We start from the raw sequence: 23,245 nt of genomic DNA, 5'->3' as shown, positions 1-23,245 counted from the left end.
GCATGTCCCGCAATTCCCTCAATCGCGCCCTGGGTGCCGTCGAACTGGAACGCTTCGGCGCCGAACTGGACGCGCTGCGCAAGCGCATCCTGGATTCGCTGGGCCAACGCGACGCCCGTTATATCCGCCGTGTCGTCGCGGCGGTGCGCTACACCGGTCTGGCCGGCCGTGGCCTGCTGTTCCTTGGTGCGCTGGCGCTGGCCCTGGATGCAACCGGATGGATGTGGGCCGCGTGGGCCGGCGGCGTGCTGTTGCTGGCCCTGTCCAAGATCCTGGAGAACATGGAGCTGGGCCACAACGTGATGCACGGCCAGTACGACTGGATGCGCGACCCGCACCTCAACGGCCAGCGCTACGAGTGGGACATCGCCGGCACCAGCGACAACTGGCGCAAGTCGCACAACTTCCGCCACCACACCTACACCAACGTGCGCGGGCTGGACGAAGACCTGGGCTATGGCGTGCTGCGCATCTTCCCCGAGCAACGTTGGCGCCCGGCTTACCTGCTGCAGCCGCTGGCTGCGCTGGGGCTGGCGCTGATGTTCCAGTGGGGCGTGGCGATCCAGGAGCTGAAACTGGGCCGCTGGATGTTCGGCCGCACCACCACGCGCGCGATGTGGCGCAAGTTCCGGCCGGTGGGTCGCAAGTGGGTGAAGCAGCTGGGCAAGGACTACCTGGTGTTCCCGGCGCTGGCCGGACCGTTCTTCCTGCCGGTGCTGCTGGGCAACCTGGTGGCCAACGGCCTGCGCAACCTGTGGACGTTCGCGGTGATCTTCTGCGGCCACTTCACCACGCACGTGGAGACCTTCCCGCGTGACGTGGTGAAGGACGAGTCGCGCGGCCACTGGTACCTGCGCCAGTTGCGCGGCTCGTCCAACCTCAGCGGCGGACGCTGGCTGCACGTGCTGACCGGCAACCTGAGCCACCAGATCGAACACCATTTCTTCCCCGATGTGCCAGCCAATCGGTATGCGGAGATGGCGGTGGAAGTGCGGCGCATCTGCGCGCGTTACGGCCAGCACTACAACACGGGTTCGATGGCCAGGCAGTTCGGCCAGGTGGTGTGGCGCATCCTGCGCCATGCGCTGCCGAGCCGGCCGTGCGCGCTGCAGCCCGCGACCTGAAACTCCCGACGGTCGGGCAGGACTTTGGCCGTCTGATGCAAGACGGGCGACGCCATCTCGCGCCGCCCGTTCCCGTTCCAGGTCGGCTGCGCCAATGCGTGGCGCAGCCCGTGCCGCTTACTGCGGCAACGCCATGTCGTCCAGCAACGCCTTGAGGAAGCGCGCGGCCTCGCCGCCGGTGCAGGCGCGGTGGTCGAAGGTCAGCGAGATCGGCATGCGGCGGTGCACTTCGATGCCGCCGATCACCGCGACCACGTCGTGGCTGAGCTTGCCCGCGCCGACGATGGCCACGCACGGCGGCACCACCACCGGGGTGGCGTAGCGCCCGGCGAGCATGCCGAAGTTGGACAGCGAGATGGTGTAGCCGCTGAGTTCGCTGGCCGGCAGGCTGCGCGCCTCGACCTGCGCGCGCAGGCGGTTGATGCCCTCGCGGATGCCGCGTGCGTCGAGCATGTCGGCGTTACGCAGTGCCGGCACGAACAGCCCGTCGTCGGTGTCCACGGCGATGCCGATGTCGACGTTGGGGTGCATGGTGCGGCTCAGGGCATCACCGTCGAACCACGCGTTGAGTGCCGGCACGGTCTTGCAGGCCACGACAATCGCGCGCACCAGGCGCGCAGTGATGTCCTGCTTGCCGAGCCAGTCGTGCAGGTCGGCGTCGTCACACAGGGTGGTGGGCACCACCTTGGCGTGCGCATCGGCCATGACCCGCGCCATGTTGCGGCGAACGCCCTTGAGCTGTTCGGGCTGGCCGCTGGCGGCCACGCCCGGCGGCTGGGTGCGCATCGGCTTGCCCGACTGCGACAGGGTGCTGCGGGCGGCGACCGCGGGCGCGATGCCTGCGGCCTGCGGCTGGAACGAGGTGGCCTGCGCTGGCGCGGCGTAGGCCGCCGCGGCAGGCGCGCTGGCGCCGCCTGCTGCCCGCAGCGCTGCCGGATCGCCCGCTGCCGCGCGCTTCACGTCGTCCATGGTCACCACGCCATCGGCACCGCTCGCATTGACCCGGGCGATGTCCACACCCAGCTTGCGCGCCATCGCGCGCACGGCCGGCATGGCCTTCACGCCACCGACGGCGACCGCCTGCTCGCTGCGCACCGCATCGGAGCTCTGCATGGCGCCGACCACGGTGCCGGCATCCTCGCGCTTGGCCGGGGCGGCCGTTGGCGCGCTGATTGCGCCGCCATCGTCGGATGCGACTACCTTGTCACCGTCGCTGGGGGCATGACTGCCGACGCCATGGCTGGGACCGTGATGGTGGCCGGTGTCCTGGCCTTCGGCGCGCTGCGGCATCGAAGGGTCGATCTCGAACTCGGCCAGCATGGCGCCGGTGACGATCACGTCGCCCGCGGCGCCCGCCAGACGCAGCACCTTGCCCGACACCGGCGAGGGCACGTCCACCATCGCCTTCGCGGTTTCCATCGACACCAGGTTGTCGTCCAGGCGGATGACATCGCCCACCTTCACGTACCACTCGACGATGGTGGCGTCGGGCAGGCCTTCGCCCAGGTCGGGGAGCAGGAACGTCTTCTTGTCACTCATGCTGGATCCTCGTTGGACGCCGTGGCGTCCGCGGTCTATCGGGTGCGGCCCGCGTGCCCATGTGCGCGGGTCCGATGGGGTCGGCGTGCGTCAGCTCGCCGCCAGGGTGCGCCTGGCCGCGGTCACGATCCGGTCCACGCTGGGCAGGTACTTCATCTCCAGGCGGAACAGGGGGATGTGGGTGTCGTAGCCGGTCACGCGCTCCACCGGCGCGACGAGGTCGTACATCGACTCCTCGGCCAGGCGGGCGGCGATCTCGGCGCCGAAACCGGCGGTCTTGGGCGCTTCGTGCACGATCACGCAGCGGCCGGTGCGGCTGACCGATTCGGCGATGGTGTCGAAGTCCAGCGGGCGCAGCGTCGCCACGTCGATGACCTCGGCGCTGATGCCTTCGGCGGCCAGCCTGTCGGCGGCCTCCAGGCATTCCTTCACCTGCGCGCCCCACGTCACCAGCGTCACGTCGGTGCCGTCGCGCAGCACGTAGCACACGTCCAGCGGCAATGCCTCGCCGTCGTCGGGCACGATTTCCTTGTACGCGCGATAGATGCGCTTGGGCTCGAAGTAGATCACCGGGTCCGGGTCGCGGATCGCGGCCAGCAGCATGCCGTAGGCGCGCTGCGGCGACGACGGCATCACCACGCGCAGGCCCGGCACGTTGGTGAAGATCGCTTCGTTGGCCTCGCTGTGGTGCTCCGGCGCGCGGATGCCGCCGCCCCACGGCACGCGCAGCACCATCGGGCAGCTCAGGCGGCCGCGGGTGCGGTAACGCATGCGCGCGGCGTGGCAGACGATGTGGTCGACCATCGGGTACATGAAGCCGTCGAATTGCGCCTCGGCCACCGGGCGCATGCCCTGCGTGGCCAGGCCGACGGTCAGGCCGGCGATGGTGGTCTCGTCCAGCGGGGTGTCCAGCACGCGGCTGCTGCCGAACTGCGCATGCAGGCCGGCGGTGGCGCGGAACACGCCGCCGTTGACGCCCACGTCCTCGCCCAGCACCAGCACGCGGTCGTCGGCGCGCATCTCGTACGCAAGCGCCTGGGTGACGGCTTCGATCAGGGTGATGGCGGCGGGGGTGCTGGCGTTGGGATCGATCTTGGTCATGGTCTGGGCCTGGTTCACGCGCGTCCCTCCAGGGCAAGCGCGGCGGCGCGCTGCTTGCGCACGTCCTCGGGCATGTCGGCGTACAGGTAGTCGAACATCGCCTCCACCGGCTGCACCGGGGTGTTGAGGTAGGCGTTGATCTCCTCGTCGACGCGCTTGCCGCATTCCTCGATCCACGCGGCTTCCTCGGCCTCGCTCCACGCACCCTTGGCGGTGAGGTAGGTGCGCAGGCGGGTCATCGGGTCGCGCTTCCACGCGTCCTTGACCTCGGCCTCGTCGCGGTAGCGACGTGCGTCGTCGGCGGTGGTGTGGTCGTGCAGGCGGTAGGTCATGAATTCGATGACGCTGCCGCCTTCGCCGCTGCGCGCGCGCTCGCTGGCGCGACGCATGCCTTCCAGCACCGCGATCATGTCGTTGCCGTCCACTTGCAGGCAGTGCAGGCCGCCGGCCAGGCCCTTCTGCGCCAGCGTGGCGGCGCCGGTCTGCGCCGAGCGCGGCACCGAGATGGCCCAGCCGTTGTTGACCACGCACAGCACCAGCGGCAGCGAGTACGCACCGGCGGAGTTCACCGCGGCGTAGAAGTCGGTCTTGGACGAACCGCCGTCACCGCACACCGCCACCGCCATGTTCTTCTCGCCGCGCAGCTTGAACTTGAGCGCCGCGCCGGCCGAGTACAGCATCTGCGTGGAGATCGGCACGCACCACGGGTAGTCCTGCTTCGGCCCGGAGAAATCGTTGCCGCGCTCGTCGCCGCCCCAGTACAGCAGCACCTCGCGCGGCTTCACCCCGCGCATGAACTGCGCGCCGTATTCGCGGTAGCTGGGGGCGAAGGTGTCGTCGGGCTGCATCGAGGCGCCGATGCCCACATGGGTGGCCTCGTGGCCCAGGCAGGCGGCGTAGGTGCCCAGCTTGCCGGTGCGCTGCAGGGCGATGGCCTTGCTGTCGAAGGTGCGCACGAACAGCATCTGCTTGAACAGCGGCAGCAGCACCTTGGGGTCGGCCAGGTCGGCGGGCGGCTCGGCGACGAGGGCGCCTTCGGGCCCCAGGTATTGCAGGTACTCGATCTCGTAGCGAGCGGCGATCGTCATCGCGGGGTCTTCCTCCGGTGAATCATCGATCCGGACATGATAGGCGGGCGACCGTAAAGTGCCGTTGCGCGCTGCGGCATGACAAAACGAAAAAAGCGCGGCATGTGCCGCGCTTCCTTCGCTACCGGGTGATTGAAGCAGCCGTTGGTCGCGTTCAGGGTACGCCGACGATACGGTTGGCGTACTGCGCCGTATTGTCGATCGCGCGGCGTTCCGGCGTCGACATGCCGACCTCGGCCTGCAGATGCAGGAAGCCGGTGCTGTCCGGACGCGCCGGCACCAGCACGCGAGCGATGATCCGCGCCGCATCGGCGGCGGCGAGTGCGCCGGCGAAGGCGCACTGCGCGGTGAAGCGGACGTCGTCGCCGTCCACGGTGCAGGTCCAGCCCGCCGGTGCCTCCAGGGCGACGTTCGCGGCCGGCGCGTCGCCCTGCAGGCGCAGCGTCGGCTGCCACGCCGCGTCGGGGCCGGCATTGGCCACGGCGACAGCGAACGGCACCGTGTGGCCATAGTGCAGCTTCTTCGGCACGCGATAGGTGTTGCCGTCGTCGATGGTGACCGCGAGGTCGGCCAGCGCTTCCACCGCGACCGAGGCTTCCGCCTGGTTGTCGGCGTTGGCCGGATCGGTGATCTGCGAACGCACGGCCACGGCCAGGCGCAGCTGCTTGCCGCCCAGTGCATCGGGCGCGGTCACGCGCACCGTGAACGCCGCGGTGCCGCCGACGGCCAGCGCTGGCGTGGTGCAGCTCACGCTGGTGTTGCCGGCCTGCGCCACCGGCGCGTCGCAGGTCCAGCCCGCGGCCGGTGCGACCACCGGCATCGCATCGCCTTCGACCGCGAAAGCGATGGCGGCGAACTCGGCAGCACCGGGGCCCGCGTTGCCGACGGTCACGTTGAACACCGCGTCGTCACCCACGTGCACGCTCGACGCGGCTTGCGCCACGCTCACCGACAGGTCGGCGCTGCGGAACGACGGCACGCTGATCGCAACGCGCACCGGGTCGTGGTCGGACACGCGCAGCGGCACGCTGGCATCGCCGTAGTGGTGCACGCCGAAGTCGGCGTTGATGCGTGCGTGTTCCACGCGCAGGTTGCCCGCGCCCAGCAGCAGCGCCTCGTTGACCAGTACGTGGTCCAGCGACTGCGCATTGCCTTCGTACACGTACGAGTAGCGTGCGGCCGGGTCGGCCACCAGCTGCGAGCCGTCGATCAGCGGCGCGGTGACCGGGCTGGCCACGTACGAGATGACCTGGTCCTCGGCGGCGGCCTCGCCCTTGATCACGCCGAGCACGTCGACGTAGCCGTCGTTGAACTCGAAGGCGTTGAAATCACCCACCAGCACGATGTTGCGGTTGGGATCCTCCTGTTGCATCGACTGCACCAGCCCGGCCAGGTACGCCGCCTGGGCGCCGCGCTTGGCGCGCACGCGCGCGCCGCCGGTGCTCCAGCCGCCGCTGCCCGGCGTGGTGTCGTCGATGTCGTTGAGCGAGCGCAGGTGGTTGTTGATCACCGTCACGTCGAAGCGGGCGCCATTGTCTTGCTGCACGCGCGCGCGCAGCGCCAGCGGCGGCCGGTCATTGAGCAGGGCGCTGCTGCCGTCCGGATTGCTGAGCGTGGTGCCCTTGCCGAACTGGGTCAGCGATTCGACCACCACGCGCGGCTGACCGCCGACCAGGCGCTGGCTGACCAGGAAGCCGACGTTGATCCCGCCCACGTCATTGCCCGTTTCCAGCATCGGCACGTAGGCGGGCGCACGCGCGCAGCCGGTGTTGATGCGCTCGGCCAGCAGGCCCAGCACGCGCAGGTTCTCCACCTCGACCACGCCAAGGATGTCCGGCGCCTTGAGGTAATCGCAGATCGCACCGGCGGTCTTGGCCAAGCGCTTGTCCAGCGCAGCGGCGGTCAGGGTCGCCGCGCCGTTGTTGTCGGCGACCTCGTCGAAGAAGCGCAGCAGGTTGAAGCCGGCCACGGTGACCGCGTCATAGTCGGCGTCGTTGACCGCTTCGGGCATGCGACCACCGGCCACCGTCGGCGCCGGCACGGCTTCGCTCGCCGGGTCGGGCAGCAGCGTCCAGGTGCCGGACACGTAATCCAGCACGCCCACCAGTCCGCCGACCTTGGCGCCGACATCCACCGCCAGCAGGGTCGCATTGACCTGGCCGCGGCTGTTCACCCTCAGGCGCTCGGGGTTGGTGTCGAAGCGCGGCGGGTTCTTGCCGGCGGGGATCGGGATCACGTCCAGCGCGCCGATGCCCGGTTCGCGGAACGGTCGCGCCACGTCCGGCAGGGTCACGTGGAAGATGCCGTTGCTGGTGGAGGTGGCATTGCGTTCGTTGATGCTGCCATCGGCGGCACCGACCACCACGGCCTGGGCGACGCTGACGCGCATGCCTTCCAGGCGTTCCAGCGTGTCCGGCCGCGCCTGCGGCGCCAGGTCGGCGGCGGTCAGTGCCACCGCGGCCGGCAAGGCCATGCCGCTGGCCAGCAGCTCCACCTCGGGCGAAGTGATCTCGGTGATGCTCAGCTGGTTGGGATTGGACGGCGTGAACTCCTCGACCTTGCCCGTTACCCGCACCCGGTGGCCCACGCGCACGCTTGCCGGCGGCGCGCTTCGGGTGAACACGAACACCGCGTTGGAGGTGGTGGCATCACCGTCGTCATTGGCGCCTTGCAGGAAGAAGCCGTTGTTGAAGCGGATGCCGGTGACCACGCCCTCGGTCACCACGCGCTTGCCCGCGTGCGGCGATGCCAGGCCATTGCCCTGGATCTGCGCGATGCTCAGCGCGACCGCCGGTTCCGGCGGAGGTGGCGGCGTGCTGCCGCTGTTGCGCGGATCGGGTGCGCCCACCACGAAGTCGGCGGCGTTGTCGTTGCTGTTGGTCGCGCCGTCGCCCTTGCGCAGCGCGGCGGTGGTGTTGGACAGCGTGCCGGTGGGCGCCGCCCCCTTGAAGCAGTTCGCCGAGCTGCCGAAGCCGACGAAGTCCTCGAGGTTGGCATCGGCCAGCGGACAGCCGCCGGTGAGCGCGGTGGTGGACCGCACCAGCGCGACCTTGCCGCTGGCTGACGACATGGCGATGCCGCCGGTCGTGTCCGGAGTGGGCAGTGCGGCGGTGCCACCGCTGCCAGCCGCCTGCTGGACCAGGTAGTAACCGCCCGGCGCGATGCTGCCGGTCAGGTTGGTCCGGCCGCTCCAGGTGGTCCCGGCGGAGGAGGTGTACTGCACGCTCCAGCCGTTGAGGTTGACCGCCGCGGCGCCGAGGTTGCGCAGCTCGATGAAGTCGTTGCGGTAGGTGGCGCCGGCGTTGCCGCCCCCGCCGTAGATCTGGCTGATCACCACCTGTGCCTGTGCGCTTCCCGCGCAGGCGAGAATGGCGAGCGACAGCGCCACGGCCGCGTGACGGCTGATCTGGTTGTGCATGGTGTTCCCCTGGTGGCGGCCGGCGGTTGGCATGCATGCGCCGGGCATGAAGGTGCAGGCAGCCTGCCCGTGCGGTATGGCAGGAAGATGACGATTGCATGCCGCGCTGCGCCATCCCCGCGGTGCTGGGGTACGCTGATGGGCTATTCCGAGGCGTCCCCATGACCGTCGACAAGAACCAGCGCGAACTGGAAACCGGCATCCACACCGACCTTTCCGGGCGAATGACCTACGGTGGATACCTGCACCTGGAGCGCCTGCTGTCGGCGCAGGAGCCGCTGTCCAGCCCCCCGCACCACGACGAGATGCTCTTCATCATCCAGCACCAGACATCGGAGCTGTGGATGAAGCTGATGATCCATGAGTTGCGCGCCGCCATTGCCCACCTGGGCCGCGACGAGGTGTGGCAGACGCGCAAGGTGCTGGCGCGCTGCAAGCTGGTGATGCGCCAGCTGACCGAGCAGTGGTCCGTGCTGGAGACGCTGACGCCTTCGGAGTACATGGGCTTCCGCGCGATCCTCGGCCCGTCGTCGGGGTTCCAGTCGCTGCAGTACCGCACCATTGAGTTCCTGATGGGCAACAAGAACGCCGCCATGCTCAAGGTGTTTGCCCATGACGCCGGGCTGCAGGCCGGACTGGCCGAGGTGCTCAACGCCCCGAGCCTGTACGAACATTTCCTGCAGTATCTGTCGCGGTTCGGCCATACGATCCCCGCGCACCACCTGCAGCGTGACTGGAGCCAGCCGCACGTGTCCGACCCCGCGCTTCGCACGGTGTTCGAGCGGATCTACGAGGACACCGACACGTACTGGCGCGAGTACTCGCTATGCGAGGACCTGGTGGACCTGGAGAGCCAGTTCCAGCTGTGGCGCTTCCGCCACATGCGCACCGTGATGCGCATCATCGGCTTCAAGCGCGGTACCGGCGGCTCCAGCGGCGTGGGCTTCCTCAAGCAGGCGCTGGAGCTGACCTTCTTTCCGGAGTTGTTCGAAGTGCGGACCTCCATCGGCACGGGGAACGGCTACGGCGCCCCGGCGGGCTGAGATGCGCGGGATACCTTTTCCACGGCGCCTTTCGCACCCGGCGGGTGATGCGTCGTTGTGCAGGGTCGCGCGGGATGCTGCGGCGCAGCAATGCGCCGCCGGTTTGACGTAGCCGCCCACAGCCGGTAAATCTCCCGGGTCCCGCGCCCTCCGCGCGGGCTGCACCTTTCTTTTTTGAGCCATACAGGGGACCCCGCATGAGCGGAGCCGCAGCACCCAGCCAGGGCAACGAAGCGCCCATTCCTCAGTTCCCGCAGATCCTGGGCCATCCCAAGCCCCTGTGGATGCTGTTCATGTCGGAGTTCTGGGAGCGCTTTGCGTTCTACGGCATCCGCTGGGCACTCGTGCTGTACATCGTCGCCCAGTTCCATGGCGGTGACCCGTCCGGCCAGGCGTCGGCCAACCTGACCTACGGCTCCTATCTGGCGCTGGTTTACGCCGGCGCGATCTTCGGCGGTTACGTGGCCGACCGGGTCATCGGCTACCAGCGCTCGATCCTGCTCGGCGCGGTGTTCATGGCCGCGGGCCTGTTCATGATCTCGCTGCCCAGCCAGCAGATCTTCAACCTGGGCCTGGCCACCATTGTCGTGGGCAACGGCCTGTTCAAGCCGAACATCTCCACGATGGTCGGCAAGCTGTACACGACCGGTGACGAGCGCCGCGACTCGGGCTTCACCATCTTCTACATGGGCATCAACGCCGGTGCGTTCATCGCGCCGATCCTGACCCAGCTGCTGGCGCAGAAGGTGTTCGGCACCGACGCCATGCCGGCGTACAAGATCGTGTTCATCGCCTCGGCCATCGGCATGCTGATCAGCCTGGTGTGGTTCTGGTTCGGCCGCCGCCAGCTGCAGGGCATCGGCCGTCCCCCGGCGGAAGCGCCGGGCAAGCATCGCGTGGCCTATGTCGCGCTCGGTGCGCTGGCCGCGATCCCGCTGGTGTATTCGCTGCTGGCGATGGGTTCGGCCAAGCTGCAGATCATCCTGACCGTCCTGTTCATCGGCCTGGCCGGCATGCTGCTGGTCGAAGGCTTCCGCAACGGCGCGGTGGCCCGCGACAAGGTCATCGCCATGCTGGTGATCTTCGCCTTCAACATCCTGTTCTGGATGTTCTTCGAGCAGGCCGGCAGCTCGTTCACCTTCCTCGCCGACCAGATCGTGGACCGCAACCTGAACGGCTGGGAATTCCCGACGGCGTGGTTCCAGTCGGTCAACTCGGTGGCGATCATCACCCTGGCCCCGATCATCGCGTGGATCTGGGTGAAGCTGGGCAGCGCCAACCCGTCCATCCCGCGCAAGTTCGGCCTGGGCCTGATCTTCAACGGCCTGGCGTTCCTGCTGCTGATGTTCGCCCTGTCCAGCCTGCTGGACCCGGCCACCAACAAGATCCCGTTCTGGACGCTGTTCGCGGTGTACTGGATCCAGTCCATCGGTGAGCTGTGCCTGTCGCCGATCGGCCTGTCGATGGTGACCAAGCTGGCCCCGGTGCGCCTGGTCGGCCTGGGCATGGGTGGCTGGTTCCTGTCCACCGGCATCGGCAACAACCTGTCGGGCATGTTCGCCGGCCACGTCAGCGGCGAAGGCGGCATGACCACCGCGTCCGCGCTGGGCGGCTACACATTCGGTTTCTGGGCCCTGATGGGTGCCGGCGTGGTGCTGTTCCTGATCGCGCCGCTGATCCAGCGCCTGATGCATGGGGTGAAGTAAGCCCCAAGACCGCCCGCCATGCGCGGGCGGTCCACACCCCGGCGCCGTCGGGCGCAGGGACGGGAACGGCGGCCTCGGGCCGCCGTTTTTGTTGGTGCGGAGTCCCGCCGACGACCCCCGAGGCGCCGCGTCGGCGGACGTCAGCCGTGGATGGTCTTGGCCGCCTCGACCTTGAGTTCCAGCTCGTCCAGCCGGTCGAGCACGCGGAACAGCAGGGCGCGCTCTTCCTCGGTCATGTCGCCCAGCAACTGGCGCTCGAAATCCAGCGCCAGCGGCGCGATCTGGTCGTAGATGCGCATGCCTTCGGCCGACAGCCGCAGCACCGAACGACGGCGGTCGTCATCGTGCATCCCGCGGGTCAGGCGGCCGGCGTCGATCAGCCGTGCCACCGCGCGGCTGACCGCCACCTTGTCCATCGCCGAGCGCTGCGCCACCTCGTTGGCCGACAGGTCCGGGTAGCGGCCGAGGATGGCCATGACCCGCCACTCGGTGATGGTCAGCTGGAAGTGCTCGGAATATATCTCCGCCACCGAACTGCTGATCCGGTTGGACAGCACTGAAAGCCGGTAGGGCAGGAAGCGGTCCAGGTCGAGCTGGCGGTGGGGTGCCATGGGGTCGGTTGCCTTGATCTTTGTTTCAGATGAAACTATAAAGCCTCATCCCCTCACGCCGACCCGTACGGGCCGGCCGCGATTACGGAAGCATGCCATGAACGCCCAGCCCAACCTCGGAATGCAGGTCACCACCTTCGAGAATCCCCTTGGCATCAACGGCTTCGAGTTCGTCGAATTCGCCGCGCCGGCCGGGCAGGGCGGGCTGCTGCACGACTACTTCCGCCGCATGGGCTTCACCGCCGTGCTGCGCCACAAGGCACGTGCGATCACCGTGTACCGCCAGGGCGGGGTCAACTTCCTCGTCAACGAGGAACCGGACAGCTTCGCCGCCGACTTCGCCGCCAAGCACGGCCCCAGCGCCTGCGGCTTCGCCATCCGCTTCCGCGAGCCGGCGGCCAAGGTGTTCGACACCGTGGTCAACAACGGTGGCGAGGCGGTCACCGACAAGGCCGACACGAAGGCAGTGGACGCGCCGGTGGTGAAGGGCATCGGCGACTGCATGCTGTACCTGGTCGACCGCTACGGCGACAACGGCAGCGTGTACGGGGACTACGTGGTCATCGAAGGCGCCGACCAGGACCCGAAGGGCTTCGGGCTGACCTTCATCGACCACCTGACCCACAACCTGTACTTCGGCAACATGCAGCAGTGGTCGGACTACTACGAGCGCCTGTTCAACTTCCGCGAGATCCGCTACTTCGACATCAAGGGCGCCAAGACCGGCCTGGTGTCGAAGGCGATGACCGCGCCGGATGGCATCGTGCGCATCCCGCTGAACGAGTCCAGCGACCCGAAGAGCCAGATCAACGAGTACCTGGACGCGTACAAGGGCGAGGGCATCCAGCACATCGCCTGCTTCACCGACAACATCTATGACACCGTCGAGGCGATGCGCGCGCAGGACATCGAGTTCCTGGACACGCCGGACACCTACTTCGACGTGGTCGACCAGCGCATCCCCAACCACGGCGAGGACGTGCCGCGCCTGGCGCGCAACAAGATCCTGATCGACGCCGATCCGGAGACCAAGACCCGCAAGCTGCTGCAGATCTTCACCCAGAACGCGATCGGTCCGATCTTCTTCGAGATCATCCAGCGCAAGGGCAACGAGGGTTTCGGCGAGGGCAACTTCCAGGCGCTGTTCGAGAGCATCGAGCGCGACCAGATGAAGCGCGGCGTGATCTGACTACAAGGACGGGTGCGATGGCGATCAGCAGCAACGGCTACCAGACGGGTTTCGGCAACGAGTTCGCCACCGAGGCGATCGCCGGCACGCTGCCGGTGGGGCGCAATTCGCCGCAGCGCGTGGCGCACGGCCTGTATGCCGAACAGCTGACGGGTACGGCATTCACCGCGCCGCGCCATGCCAACCGCCGCAGCTGGCTGTACCGTATCCGTCCGTCGGCGGTGCATGGCGAGTTCAAGTCCTTTGAGCAGCCGCGCTTCCACAACGACTTTGGCACCGGACCGGTCACGCCGGAGCAACTGCGCTGGAACCCGCTGCCCGCGCCTTCGGCGCCCACCGATCTCATCGATGGGCTGTTCACCATGGCGGGCAATGGCGGGTCTGCCGCGCAGGCCGGCGTGGGCATCCACCTGTACGCCGCCAATCGCGACATGCAGGGGCGCTGGTTCTACGACGCCGACGGCGAGCTGCTGATCGTGCCGCAACACGGGCGCCTGCACATCGAGACCGAGATGGGCGTACTGGACGTGGAGCCGCAGGAAATCGCGTTGATCCCGCGCGGCGTGCGTTTCAGCGTGTCGCTGCCCGACGGCGAGGCGCGCGGCTACATGTGCGAGAACTTCGGTGCGATGCTCAAGCTGCCCGACCTGGGCGTGATCGGCAGCAACGGCCTGGCCAGCCCGCGCGATTTCCAGATCCCGAATGCGGCCTACGAGGACGTGGAAGGCGATTTCGAGCTGGTCGCCAAGTTCCAGGGCCACCTGTGGCGCGCCTATATCGGCCACTCACCGCTGGACGTGGTTGGCTGGCATGGCAACTACGCGCCGTGCAAGTACGACCTGCGCCGTTTCAACGCCATCGGCTCGATCAGCCACGACCACCCGGACCCGTCGATCTTCCTGGTGCTGCATTCGCCCAGCGACAGCGAGGGCGTGAGCAACATGGACTTCGTGATCTTCCCGCCGCGCGTGCTGGCGATGCAGGACACGTTCCGACCGCCCTGGTTCCACCGCAACATCGCCAGCGAGTTCATGGGCCTGGTGCACGGCGCCTACGACGCCAAGGCCGAGGGCTTCGTGCCGGGCGGCTGCTCGCTGCACAACAGCATGACTGGCCACGGCCCGGATGCGGCCACGTTCGAGAAGGCCAGCAGCGCCGACCTCAGCCAGCCCGATTACATCAGCGACACGATGGCCTTCATGTTCGAGACGCGCGCGGTGATCCGGCCGACGGCGCAGGCGATCGCGGCATCGCACCGCCAGCGCGAATACCAGGCATGCTGGGCGGGGCTGGTGAAACACTTCCGCGCGCCGGCCTGAACCCGTGGCGCCGGCGTTGTCGCCGGCTTCAGGCTGCGCTGGAGGCCGCCGTGTCCACCCGCATCGCAGCGGCGAGGTGCGGCACGAATTCCTCGGGGAGCACCTCGCCCAAGCGCATGGCGACGCGGTCGTAATAGGAGGCCGTGGCGACATCGCGCAGGTGGCGCAGGCTGTCGATGAGGCTGCCCAGGATCTCCTCGCCACTGCTGCTGGATTGGATCGCCAGCTTGAGCGAGGCAGCCTCGCTACTGCGCTGCAGTTGCAGCATGTCCAGCATGTACATCTTGGCCGCAGCCAGCGATCGTCGCGGGCCAACGCGCGGCGCGGCGGGTGGCGTGGGCAGCGTTGCCACGGGCTCGGCCGGGAATGACGTCGGCGGTGGCGCCGCTGCCGTGGTGGCAGCCTCGATGACGACGTGCGCGCGCTCCTGCACCTTGCTGGCAAGGTCGCGGGATGCCCGCAGCAGGGCATGCATCCCCTGGCTCGTCGAGGCCAAGCCGTCCACCGTGCGTTCCGCTGCGGCGGGCTGCAGGTAGCCGTCCCGCAGCAGCCGGTCGATGGACGCCAATATCGCCGGGCCGAGCATCGACACGATGTCGTTGAGGCTGCGCTGGCCGTTGCTGACGATCAGGATGTGGCGCTCTTGCGCGGTCAGGCCTGCATCGCGGTTCTGGATGGCCGTGCGGGCCTTGTCGGTCTTCGCCAGCAGCATCGAGTGGTCCTCCATGGTCAGGCCCACTGCACGATAGGCAGGCCGTATGAATGCGTGATGACATGCCCATTTCCGGAGCCGGGCCCGCGCCGGTCGTCAGGGGGGCGCATCCGCCACCGGCGCCGGCTTAGAATCCCCTGTCACCCTAGGGGAGGAAGGACAATGCTCACTGCCGTTGGCATGTTCCTGTTGGGCCTGGTGCTGCTCGCACTGGGCGGGGATTCCATCGTGAAGGGCGCCTCGGGGCTGGCGCAGCGCCTGGGACTGACGCCCTTCACCACCGGCCTGCTGCTGGTGGCCTTCGCCACGTCGCTGCCGGAGCTGGCGGTCAACGGGCAGGCCATCGTGCGCGGCCAGCAGTCGTTGGCCCTGGGCAATGCGGTGGGCAGCAACGTGGTCAACGTCGGCCTGACGCTGGGCGCGGCCGCGTTCGCCGCGCCGTTGCTGGTGCACTGGCGCGCCCTGTCGCCGCTGTTGCTGGTGCTGCTGCTGGGCACTCTGGCGGTCATGGGGTTGGGGCTCGATGGCGTGCTCTCGCGCGGCGATGGCCTGGTGCTGCTGGTCGCGTTCGTCGCCGTGGTGGCGTTCGCGCTGGTGCGCGGCCGCAACGAAACGCCGGATCTGCAGGCGGAAATCGAGGCGTTTGCCCGTACCCGCAGCGACCTGGCATTGAACATCGTGCGCTTCGTGCTTGCCGTGGTGCTGCTGTACTACGGATCGCGCCTGGTGGTGGCCCACGCGCCGGTGCTGGGCGCCGGCCTGGGCATGGGCCCGCTGCTCACCGGGCTGCTGCCGGTGGCTATCGGCACCGCCCTGCCCGAAATGGCCGCCGCGATCACCGCCGCACGCCGCGGACAGGGCGACCTGGTCGCCGGGCATGTCATCGGCTCCAGCCTGTGCAACGTGTTGCTGGTGTTGGGCGGCATGGCGGTGTTCAACCCGCTGCCGCTGCCCGCGTCGTTCGTGCGCTTCGAGCTGCCGTCGGCGCTGGTGTTTGCCCTGATGATGGTGCCGATGCTGCGTGGCGACCTGCGCGTGAGCAGGCGAGAGGGCGGCACGCTGATGGTGGCACTGTTGGGGTGGGTGGCGTTCGAGCTGGTGATGATCCAGCACTGAGCCCGGCCGATGAGGCGTGGCGCCGCATGCCAGGTCATGAGCCATGGCCCCTGCATGGTCGGGGGCCGTGCCTCGCGCCAACGGTAACAAAGTCAGCGGACAATGAGGCTTCTTCCAATAGGCGCTGCTGCTCGCGGCGTGCTACAAGGACCTGGCAGGTTCTGGCGGCGGCAAGAATTTCCAGCGGACCCGCCGATGAATGAGGAATGATCGCGGTGAAGAGGGCGTCAGGGGACGAGAGCGTTGGTGGGCTGCGCGCGCGCGCAGGAGCGTCTCCGGCAGTGACGACCGGCGCGGGAACCATCAACGCCTTCGTTGCCGTGACCAAACCGCTTGTCCGCGAGGGCCTGTTCCGTCTGTTGCGCGCAATGCCGGAAGTCGACCGTTGCTTGTCCGACCAGGATCCATGGAAGGTCATCGCGCAGTCCGGGAACAATGCCGTGGATTGCTTGCTTCTGGACCCGGACCTGGATCGGAGCGGTGCGTTCAGGGCGGCATTCGCGAGCAGCGAGACCCGGCCACGGGTCCTGCTCGTCACGCCAAGGCATCACGTGGGCGAGGGCGAACTGCCCGACCTTGTCTGTGCCTGCGGCATGTTGAGTGAGTCCGCCGGGGATCCCGAAGTCCGCCAGGCCCTCAGGCAGCTTGTCACCTGCAATCGGCGCCAACCGGATGCAGGGCCATGCGACCACTGTCCGCTCAAGGCGACGCTGCAAAAGCCCAAGCTGCCCTTGACCCCAAGGGAGTTGGATGTGTTCCTGCTGGTGGGCGAGGGCGTCGGCCCCAGCGAGATTGCGGCAAAGCTCGCTCTTTCCGTCAAGACGGTGGAGTACTACCGTAGCCGGATCAAGGAAAAGCTCGGGTTGGATAACACGGCTTCGCTGGCCTACGCGAGCATGCGCTGGCGGCAAGGGCATTGGCTGCCCACCATCGCCGCGCACTGAGGAATAGGCGTTCGGCATGCCGTCGCACGTGCAGCTCAGTGACCAGCAGCTGGCGCCGATTGCAGCCATCGGGCAGCGAATACTTCCGGAGGGCAAGCCCGGCCGTAGAGGAAACCCTGCGCGAGCTCGCAGCCTATCGACTTGAGTGCGACGGCCTGATCCGCTGTCTCGACGCCTTCGGCGACCAGTTGCAGTCCCAGGTTGCGGGCCATGGTCACGGTCGCCATCACGATCGCGTAGTCGCTCCGGTCGGTGAGCATTCCTTGGACGAAGCTTCCGTCCAACTTGATCTTGTCGAAGGGGAAGCCCTTGAGGTGCGACAGCGAGGAATAGCCCATCCCGAAGTCGTCAACCGAAAGCGAGAACCCGGCGGCCTTCAACAACTTCATGATGGCCAACGACCGGACGGGGTCGACCATGATGCCGCTTTCCGTCAGCTCAAGGTCGAATTCCGTGGGGCTCAGGCCTGCCCGCGTCACGGCCGTGATGAGGCGTTCGGAAAATGTGTCTGCGTCCAGCTGCATCGCCGATATGTTCAGCGCCAACCGGCCGGGAAGCAGAAGGCCTGCCCCCCGCCAGGCGCGAATCTGCGCGCAGGCCTGTCCCACGACGAAATCGCCCACGGCATCGATCATCCCGCGCTCCTCGGCAAGCGGAATGAACTCGTCGGGCCTGATCCAGCCAAGTTCAGTGTCGTGCCAGCGGAGAAGCGCCTCCATGCCGACGATCCCGCCGTCGTCGAGCCGAACCTGCGGTTGGTAATGAAGTTGCAGTTCGCCGTGCCTGAGCGCCTGGTCGAGGCGACTGGCCATGTCGATCCTCCGTTCAAGCCGACGGCTCATGTCCGCGCGATAGGCTTCGATCCCGCTGCGCGAGCGTTTCGCGGCGTACATCGCGGTGTCGGCGTTCCGGACGAGACGCTCGCTGTCCTCGCCGTCGAGCGGGTAGCTTGAAATCCCTATGCTTGCTTTCATGCGGAACGCTTCGCCGCGGACCCAGATCGCAGGCGTGAGGCATTCGACGATCGCCATTGCCAGTTTCCTCGCCGCGGCCGCGTCGGTCCTTTCCGCCAGTACCACAAACTCATCGCCGCCAAGTCGCGCGACCAGGTCCTGCGATCTCAGGTATCCCTTGATCCGTTTCGCTATCTCGACGAGGGCGAGGTCGCCAATGCCATGGCCCTTCGTGTCGTTGATGTCCTTGAAGTTGTCCAGGTCGATGAAGAGCAGCGAAAAAGAACCGCCGTTCTGCATGCAGGCGGAGATTGCCCGATCCAATGCGGCATAGAAGTGCGCGCGGTTGGGTAGCCCGGTAAGGTTGTCGAAGTGCGCAAGCTGTTCAATGCGGGACAGCTGGGCGGACTGCAACGAGATGTCCTGAATCACGCCGATCACCCGCAGCGTCCTGCCGTCCGGATCCCGCAAGGCGCGCCCCCGCTCACGCAGGGCATAACGCCGGCCATCGACGCATTCGACGCGATAGCGGATGTCGTACGTCGCGTCCGACGTCATTGCGCTTTCCAGCGCGTCGTCCACCATGCGCCGATCGTCGGGATGGATCCATTGGCGCAGCCGGTCCTGCGCCGGCAGGGCGCTTGTCGGATCCATGCATAGCAACTCCAGGGTGCGTGCGCAGGCACGCAATTCCCCGCTTTCAGGCACCAGCTCCCAGTGGGCCAGTTGCGCCAGTTCCTGCGATTCGGCCAGTCGACTCTGGCTGTCCCGGAGGGAAGCAACGGTGTCCGCCAAGGCCTTGCGGTCGGCGTGGACGTACGCGTCCATGGCAAATCCCACGTCGAGCATCAACACGCGGACCAGCGCGATCAGTGCCTCCGCACCCTTGGGTTGCCCCTCCTGGAAAAGGGAAGGCAATGACCGGGCGATGCCGGTGATCAGCCGGCCGCACGCGGCGAGGTAGAGATGGGGCGCAAGACCGATCCGATGGTGGACGAAGCCGACCTGCAGGCGGTTGCGCGCATAGTCCAGGTCGTAGTTCCCCGAGAGGAGCTCGACGGCATAGCGATGCTGGGCGCGTTTGAGCCGGGCGAGCGTTTCGTCCTCGCTGATGTGCTTGGCGGTTTCCTCGAACGTGGACAAGTGGTCATAGAAGTCGTCGACGAACATCTGGTGGTTGGCGCCCACGATTTCGCGCAGGGCTTCCAACGTCGTCGCATCGTCGCTCGACAAGCCCAGGAACCGCTTGCGAAGCTGCAACTCATGCTCGTCGATTGAGATCGAGGCCCATTCCGATCCGGGAAACTCCATGCTCCGTCGCCGATCAGGTGCGGAATTCGCCGGTTCGGGATAGCAACTGGGCCGCAAGTCCCTGCAGCGACCTTGCCGAAACCGCGGTCTGCTCCGCCAGAACCCCGTTCTGCCGGGTAATGGCGTCGATCTGTGCCGTTACCTCTCCAATATGCCTGGCCTTGGCCTGCTGCTCGATCCCATTGCGGGAAATTTCATGCAACGACGCGTCGAGCGCCTGCACTGAATCCACGATCTGCTCGATCCGGGCACTGGCCTCAGTCGACAGGCGGCGCCCCTGCGTCACCGTCCTGACCGAAGACTCGACGAACTGCCGGATATGGCGGGCCGACTCGGTGCAGCGCTGCGACAGTGCCCGTACCTCGCTGGCGACCACGGCAAACCCCTTGCCGTCGACTCCCGCCCTGGCTGCTTCAACGGCGGCGTTCAAGGACAGCAGGTTGGTCTGGAACGCGATTGCCTCGATCTGTGCCAGGAACTCGTTGACCTGGTTGTTCTCCGCGTGGATCTGCCGCATCGCCGTTGCCATGTCCCGGACCAGTGCGGCACCCGCCTGGGCATCCCGGGAGATCCCGGTGGCGCTGGTCGATGCGGCCGTGAGGCGTTCGGCGTTGACGTGCGAGATGGCGGTGACCTCGGCGACATCGGACACCGACTCCCTGACTGCCGCAGCTTGCCGCTCCGAACGTTCGCTGAGTTCGGCGCTTCCTTCGGAGATATCACCGGCGGCTTGATGCACCGAACGTGCGGCGGTCTGGATGCTGCCGACGATCCCGGCAAGCGATTCAATCGAGCGATTCAGACTGTCTTGCAGGTCCAGATAAGCGCCGTGCAGCACGCGGCCGTTGTCGCCCATCCTGGCCGTAAGGTCGCCGGTCGATAGCGCGCCGACCGTTCGAACCGCGTTGTCGATCGGTGCCGAAATGGTTTCCATCACCTGGTTCAGGAGTTCAGCAAGCCGCCGCATGCTGCCATCGAAGTGCTCGCTTTCAAGACGGGTCCCGAGTTCGCCGGCGGCCACATCACCCAGCAGCGAATGGACCGCGCTGATGTCGTCCCAGACCACGAAGGCGCCCTGGTAGGTCCCGTCGGCGTCGCGGATGGCCATCGCCTCCAGCTCAAGCCTGGTCCCGGCCACTTCGATGGTTGCCGGTATCCTGCCAACGCGCTCGCGGAGCGCTGCGCGCTGGTGTTCGGGGCGGCGGTGAAAGAGGTCGATGTTGCGACCGATGAGGTGGTCGGGATCGAAGCCGGGGAAGCGTTCCCGGAGTGCCCCGCCGCAGCGCCGGAACATCCTGAGCAATGCGTGATTGAGGTAGACGATCGCGCCGTCGGCGTCGGCGATCATCAGCTTCGTGCTCATGTTGTCCAGGGCGCAGCGGAACCGGGTTTCGCGTTGGCTGACCGCCAGCAGTGGCGTCAGGTCGGTCCATTCCACCGCGTAGCCGGTGGTGAGGCCTGCATCATCACGGAGCGGCGTGACGACCAGTTGGAAAGTGCGTGCCGCGATACGGATTCGCGCCACGTGACGGGCCGTGAGCGAGCGCAGCAGGTTGCATTGGTGCCCAGGATCGGCGTGAAAGACGTCGAACGATGTGCCGATCAGCTTCGCCGGGTCGAAGAACGGATATTGCTGGCGAATATCGTCCGCCGTCTCCAGGAACAGCGCTCGCAGCGCGGCGTTCATGGATACGATGATGCCGTCGGCGTCCGAGACCATGATGCAGGCACTGGCGTTCTCGACGATCTGCGACGACTGGTGGTTGGCCCTTCTTCTATCGCGGGCCAATCCAATCGCGGCAAGTGGGTCGACGAGCGACAGCAGCGACAAAGTCATTTCCATGGCCCTCGGACGAGGGCCTAGCGTACGGTTGCGGGTACCGGGCGGCTACCGGTGAAACACCGGGCCGATGCAGGTGGCCGGTATACTCCGCGAATGACCGATTCGACCGTGCATACCCCATCGGTGCCAGTGCGCGCGCTGCAGGCCCTCGGGGAGTTCTTCCGGCTCGAAGCCGCCGGCGGCATCATGCTCATTGGCGCGGCCCTGCTGGCGCTGATCTTCGCCAACTCGCCCCTGAATGAGGCCTACGACGCCTTCCGCGACATGCCGGTGGAGGTGCGGGTGGGCGCGCTGGACATCGCCAAGCCCGCGGTGCTGTGGATCAACGATGGCCTCATGGCCATCTTCTTCCTGCTGGTGGCGCTGGAGATCAAGCGCGAAACGCTCAGCGGACAACTGGCCGGGCGTGACCAGCTGGTGCTGCCGCTGGTGTGCGCCAGTGCGGGCGTGGCCGTCCCGGCGCTGCTGTTCACCGCGCTCAACCATGGCGATGCCCAGGCCATGCGTGGCTGGGCCGTGCCCACCGCCACCGACATCGCCTTCGCCCTGGGTGCGCTGGGGTTGCTGGGCTCGCGCGTGCCGGTGGGGATGAAGCTGCTGCTCTCCACCATCGCGGTGGTCGATGACCTCATCGCCATCCTGATCATCGCGTTGTTCTACTCGCACGGCCTGTCGCTGGCTGCGTTGGCGTGGGCCGGTGCCGCGCTGGCGGGCATGTGGTTGCTCAACCGTCGTGGCGTGACGCGGCTGGCTCCGTACCTGTTGCTGGGCGCGGTGCTGTGGGTGTGCGTGCTCAAGTCGGGCGTGCACGCCACCCTGGCGGGCGTGGCCACGGGCCTGATGATTCCCCACGTCAACAAGCACAACGACATCCCCGACGAAATCGAGCACTCGCCGCTGGAACACCTCGAGCACGCGCTGCATCCGTGGGTTGCCTACGTCATCCTGCCGGTGTTCGCCTTCGCCAACGCCGGTCTGTACCTGGGGGGGCTGAGCCTGGCCGATGCCCAGGCGGCGCTGCCGCTGGGCGTGGTGCTGGGGCTGGTGGTGGGCAAGCCGATCGGCATTGTCGGTGCCGCGGTGCTGATGCGCGCGCTCGGCTGGGCGCGCTTCCCCGCGGGCATGGACCTGCGCGCGATGCTGGGCCTGGGCATGATGTGCGGCATCGGCTTCACCATGAGCCTGTTCATTGCCTCACTCGCCTACCAGGACCCAAGGCTGTACGAGGAGGCGGTGCTCGGCATCCTGGGCGCGTCTGTGATTGCCGCCACGCTGGGTTTCCTGTGGTTGCGCGCGGTGCTGCCGCCCTCACCGCCCCGGGCCTGAACCATGCGGCATGCACTGGTGTTTGGCGCCTCCGGGCAGATCGGTCGTCCGTTGCTTGCCGGCTTGTCGCGGGCGGAGTGGCGGGTGACCGCGCTGTCGCGTGATCCACAGCCTGACCGGCCGGGCCTGGCGTGGCTGCGGGGCGATTTCGGCCGCATGCCCGCGTTGCCCGCGCAGGTCGACGCGATTTTCAGTTGTGGCCCGCTGGATGCGTTCGCGCGCTGGTACGCCACATCGGACCTGGCGTGCGGTCGCGTGGTCGCGTTCGGCTCCACCAGCGCGGACACCAAGCTGGGTTCCGCCGATGCCCACGAGCGTGACGTGGCGCGTCGCCTGCGCGACGGTGAGGCGGCGGTGTTCGACGCGGCCCGGCAGCGGCATGCGGGCGCCACGATCCTGCGGCCGACGCTGGTCTACGGCGCGGGGCGTGACGCCACCCTGACCCGGATCGCGGTGCTGGCCCGGCGCTGGGGGCGATTCCCGTTGCCACGCAATGCCGGTGGCCTGCGCCAGCCGGTGCACGTGGTAGACCTCGCGCAGGCGGCCCTGGATTGTGTCGCCACGGAAGTTGCGCGAGGGCGCGCCTACGCATTACCCGGCGGCGAAACGCTGCCCTATCGCGAGATGGTCGCGCGCGTGTTGGCCACGCTGCAGCCAGCGCCGCGGTTGGTCGAACTGCCATCGCCGCTGTTCACCACGGCGCTTTTCGTGGCCCAGCTCACCGGGAGCGCCACCGGCCTGGGCGAGGCCGCCGTGCGGCGCATGCGCAGCGACCTGGTGTTCGATGTCGCCCCCGCCGCGCGCGATTTCGGCTATGCGCCACGCGCGTTCCGCCCCACTGCGGAGATGTTCGAGCCGCGCGCGGGCGACGCCGCGGACTGAGCGCGCCGCCACGCCACGGC

Annotated in this window: 17 protein-coding genes; 9 read left to right on the top strand and 8 right to left on the bottom strand. The window is 67.7% G+C overall.

Annotated elements, in window-relative coordinates; all coding sequences use genetic code 11:
• Nucleotides 1-2 precede the first annotated feature (2 nt).
• Entirely contained in the window at nt 3-1,124 is a 1,122-nt protein-coding gene (locus tag IP93_RS01590) for a fatty acid desaturase family protein (protein ID WP_144811285.1), read from the top strand.
• Between the two features lie 117 nt (nt 1,125-1,241).
• Here IP93_RS01590 and IP93_RS01585 read toward each other — a convergent pair whose 3' ends face one another.
• From IP93_RS01585 to IP93_RS01570, 4 genes are all read right to left on the bottom strand, one after another.
• The gene (locus tag IP93_RS01585) at nt 1,242-2,663 is read right to left on the bottom strand and encodes a dihydrolipoamide acetyltransferase family protein (protein WP_144811284.1); all 1,422 of its coding nucleotides are present in this window, start codon (nt 2,661-2,663) and stop codon (nt 1,242-1,244) included.
• A gap of 90 nt (nt 2,664-2,753) precedes the next feature.
• Nucleotides 2,754-3,764 carry an alpha-ketoacid dehydrogenase subunit beta gene (locus IP93_RS01580; RefSeq protein ID WP_144811518.1) on the bottom strand — a complete coding sequence of 337 codons (1,011 nt, stop codon included), beginning with the start codon at nt 3,762-3,764 and terminating at the stop codon, nt 2,754-2,756.
• A gap of 14 nt (nt 3,765-3,778) precedes the next feature.
• Nucleotides 3,779-4,852 carry a pyruvate dehydrogenase (acetyl-transferring) E1 component subunit alpha gene (gene pdhA, locus IP93_RS01575; protein ID WP_144811282.1) on the bottom strand — a complete coding sequence of 358 codons (1,074 nt, stop codon included), beginning with the start codon at nt 4,850-4,852 and terminating at the stop codon, nt 3,779-3,781.
• 154 nt (nt 4,853-5,006) lie between these two features.
• On the bottom strand, nt 5,007-8,270 hold the full coding sequence (locus IP93_RS01570; protein WP_158636244.1) for a lamin tail domain-containing protein: 3,264 nt from the start codon (nt 8,268-8,270) through the stop codon (nt 5,007-5,009).
• A gap of 161 nt (nt 8,271-8,431) precedes the next feature.
• On the opposite strand from IP93_RS01570, the gene IP93_RS01565 reads away from it, so the two are divergent.
• Both IP93_RS01565 and IP93_RS01560 read left to right on the top strand, forming a co-directional pair.
• Entirely contained in the window at nt 8,432-9,313 is an 882-nt protein-coding gene (locus tag IP93_RS01565; protein WP_144811279.1) for a tryptophan 2,3-dioxygenase, read from the top strand.
• Between the two features lie 197 nt (nt 9,314-9,510).
• Nucleotides 9,511-11,019, top strand: a complete 1,509-nt coding sequence (locus IP93_RS01560) for a peptide MFS transporter (RefSeq protein WP_144811277.1) — start codon at nt 9,511-9,513, stop codon at nt 11,017-11,019.
• A gap of 140 nt (nt 11,020-11,159) precedes the next feature.
• On the opposite strand, the gene IP93_RS01555 is transcribed toward IP93_RS01560, so the two are convergent.
• Nucleotides 11,160-11,630, bottom strand: a complete 471-nt coding sequence (locus IP93_RS01555; protein WP_144811275.1) for a MarR family winged helix-turn-helix transcriptional regulator — start codon at nt 11,628-11,630, stop codon at nt 11,160-11,162.
• Nucleotides 11,631-11,727: 97 nt separating this feature from the next.
• On the opposite strand from IP93_RS01555, the gene hppD reads away from it, so the two are divergent.
• Complete coding sequence (gene hppD, locus IP93_RS01550; RefSeq protein WP_144811274.1) at nt 11,728-12,819, top strand: 4-hydroxyphenylpyruvate dioxygenase; 1,092 nt, start codon at nt 11,728-11,730, stop codon at nt 12,817-12,819.
• Nucleotides 12,820-12,836: 17 nt separating this feature from the next.
• A complete protein-coding gene (gene hmgA / locus IP93_RS01545; RefSeq protein WP_144811272.1) occupies nt 12,837-14,138 on the top strand; it encodes a homogentisate 1,2-dioxygenase in 1,302 nt (433 codons plus the stop codon).
• A 28-nt stretch (nt 14,139-14,166) separates the two neighbouring features.
• Here the strand turns inward: hmgA and IP93_RS01540 are convergent, their stop codons facing one another.
• A complete protein-coding gene (locus IP93_RS01540; protein ID WP_144811271.1) occupies nt 14,167-14,877 on the bottom strand; it encodes a hypothetical protein in 711 nt (236 codons plus the stop codon).
• A 135-nt stretch (nt 14,878-15,012) separates the two neighbouring features.
• Between IP93_RS01540 and IP93_RS01535 the strand changes: the two genes are divergently transcribed.
• Together IP93_RS01535 and IP93_RS01530 are read left to right on the top strand one after the other, a co-directional pair.
• A complete protein-coding gene (locus IP93_RS01535; protein ID WP_144811269.1) occupies nt 15,013-15,966 on the top strand; it encodes a sodium:calcium antiporter in 954 nt (317 codons plus the stop codon).
• A 206-nt stretch (nt 15,967-16,172) separates the two neighbouring features.
• Nucleotides 16,173-16,910, top strand: coding sequence for a helix-turn-helix transcriptional regulator (locus IP93_RS01530; protein ID WP_144811268.1), 738 nt, complete (start codon nt 16,173-16,175; stop codon nt 16,908-16,910).
• Between the two features lie 35 nt (nt 16,911-16,945).
• On the opposite strand, the gene IP93_RS01525 is transcribed toward IP93_RS01530, so the two are convergent.
• Nucleotides 16,946-19,174 (bottom strand): EAL domain-containing protein, encoded by a 2,229-nt coding sequence (locus IP93_RS01525; RefSeq protein WP_144811266.1) that lies wholly within the window; start codon nt 19,172-19,174, stop codon nt 16,946-16,948.
• Nucleotides 19,175-19,187: 13 nt separating this feature from the next.
• Nucleotides 19,188-21,017 carry a methyl-accepting chemotaxis protein gene (locus IP93_RS01520; RefSeq protein WP_144811264.1) on the bottom strand — a complete coding sequence of 610 codons (1,830 nt, stop codon included), beginning with the start codon at nt 21,015-21,017 and terminating at the stop codon, nt 19,188-19,190.
• Nucleotides 21,018-21,110: 93 nt separating this feature from the next.
• Here IP93_RS01520 and nhaA point away from each other — a divergent pair, with 93 nt between their 5' ends.
• Nucleotides 21,111-22,343: a Na+/H+ antiporter NhaA gene (gene nhaA, locus IP93_RS01515; protein WP_144811263.1), complete on the top strand. Its 1,233-nt coding sequence runs from the start codon at nt 21,111-21,113 to the stop codon at nt 22,341-22,343.
• A 3-nt stretch (nt 22,344-22,346) separates the two neighbouring features.
• Nucleotides 22,347-23,225 carry an SDR family oxidoreductase gene (locus IP93_RS01510; RefSeq protein ID WP_144811261.1) on the top strand — a complete coding sequence of 293 codons (879 nt, stop codon included), beginning with the start codon at nt 22,347-22,349 and terminating at the stop codon, nt 23,223-23,225.
• Nucleotides 23,226-23,245 lie beyond the last annotated feature (20 nt).

Origin of the sequence: Aerolutibacter ruishenii, from assembly GCF_007830115.1 — a bacterium.
Lineage (GTDB): Bacteria > Pseudomonadota > Gammaproteobacteria > Xanthomonadales > Xanthomonadaceae > Aerolutibacter > Aerolutibacter ruishenii.
Note: the sequence above shows the minus strand (reverse complement) of the source record. Positions and strands in the feature narration are given on the sequence as shown.

What these genes read in the sequence shown, in the direction of transcription:
- IP93_RS01525 (WP_144811266.1), bottom strand. Translation starts at nt 19,174, where the DNA reads ATGGAGTTTCCCGGATCGGAATGGGCCTCGATCTCAATCGACGAGCAT.
- IP93_RS01585 (WP_144811284.1), bottom strand. Translation starts at nt 2,663, where the DNA reads ATGAGTGACAAGAAGACGTTCCTGCTCCCCGACCTGGGCGAAGGCCTG.
- nhaA (WP_144811263.1), top strand. Translation starts at nt 21,111, where the DNA reads ATGACCGATTCGACCGTGCATACCCCATCGGTGCCAGTGCGCGCGCTG.
- IP93_RS01555 (WP_144811275.1), bottom strand. Translation starts at nt 11,630, where the DNA reads ATGGCACCCCACCGCCAGCTCGACCTGGACCGCTTCCTGCCCTACCGG.
- IP93_RS01510 (WP_144811261.1), top strand. Translation starts at nt 22,347, where the DNA reads ATGCGGCATGCACTGGTGTTTGGCGCCTCCGGGCAGATCGGTCGTCCG.
- IP93_RS01565 (WP_144811279.1), top strand. Translation starts at nt 8,432, where the DNA reads ATGACCGTCGACAAGAACCAGCGCGAACTGGAAACCGGCATCCACACC.
- IP93_RS01520 (WP_144811264.1), bottom strand. Translation starts at nt 21,017, where the DNA reads ATGGAAATGACTTTGTCGCTGCTGTCGCTCGTCGACCCACTTGCCGCG.
- pdhA (WP_144811282.1), bottom strand. Translation starts at nt 4,852, where the DNA reads ATGACGATCGCCGCTCGCTACGAGATCGAGTACCTGCAATACCTGGGG.
- IP93_RS01535 (WP_144811269.1), top strand. Translation starts at nt 15,013, where the DNA reads ATGCTCACTGCCGTTGGCATGTTCCTGTTGGGCCTGGTGCTGCTCGCA.
- hppD (WP_144811274.1), top strand. Translation starts at nt 11,728, where the DNA reads ATGAACGCCCAGCCCAACCTCGGAATGCAGGTCACCACCTTCGAGAAT.
- IP93_RS01580 (WP_144811518.1), bottom strand. Translation starts at nt 3,764, where the DNA reads ATGACCAAGATCGATCCCAACGCCAGCACCCCCGCCGCCATCACCCTG.
- IP93_RS01570 (WP_158636244.1), bottom strand. Translation starts at nt 8,270, where the DNA reads ATGCACAACCAGATCAGCCGTCACGCGGCCGTGGCGCTGTCGCTCGCC.
- hmgA (WP_144811272.1), top strand. Translation starts at nt 12,837, where the DNA reads ATGGCGATCAGCAGCAACGGCTACCAGACGGGTTTCGGCAACGAGTTC.
- IP93_RS01560 (WP_144811277.1), top strand. Translation starts at nt 9,511, where the DNA reads ATGAGCGGAGCCGCAGCACCCAGCCAGGGCAACGAAGCGCCCATTCCT.
- IP93_RS01530 (WP_144811268.1), top strand. Translation starts at nt 16,173, where the DNA reads ATGATCGCGGTGAAGAGGGCGTCAGGGGACGAGAGCGTTGGTGGGCTG.
- IP93_RS01590 (WP_144811285.1), top strand. Translation starts at nt 3, where the DNA reads ATGTCCCGCAATTCCCTCAATCGCGCCCTGGGTGCCGTCGAACTGGAA.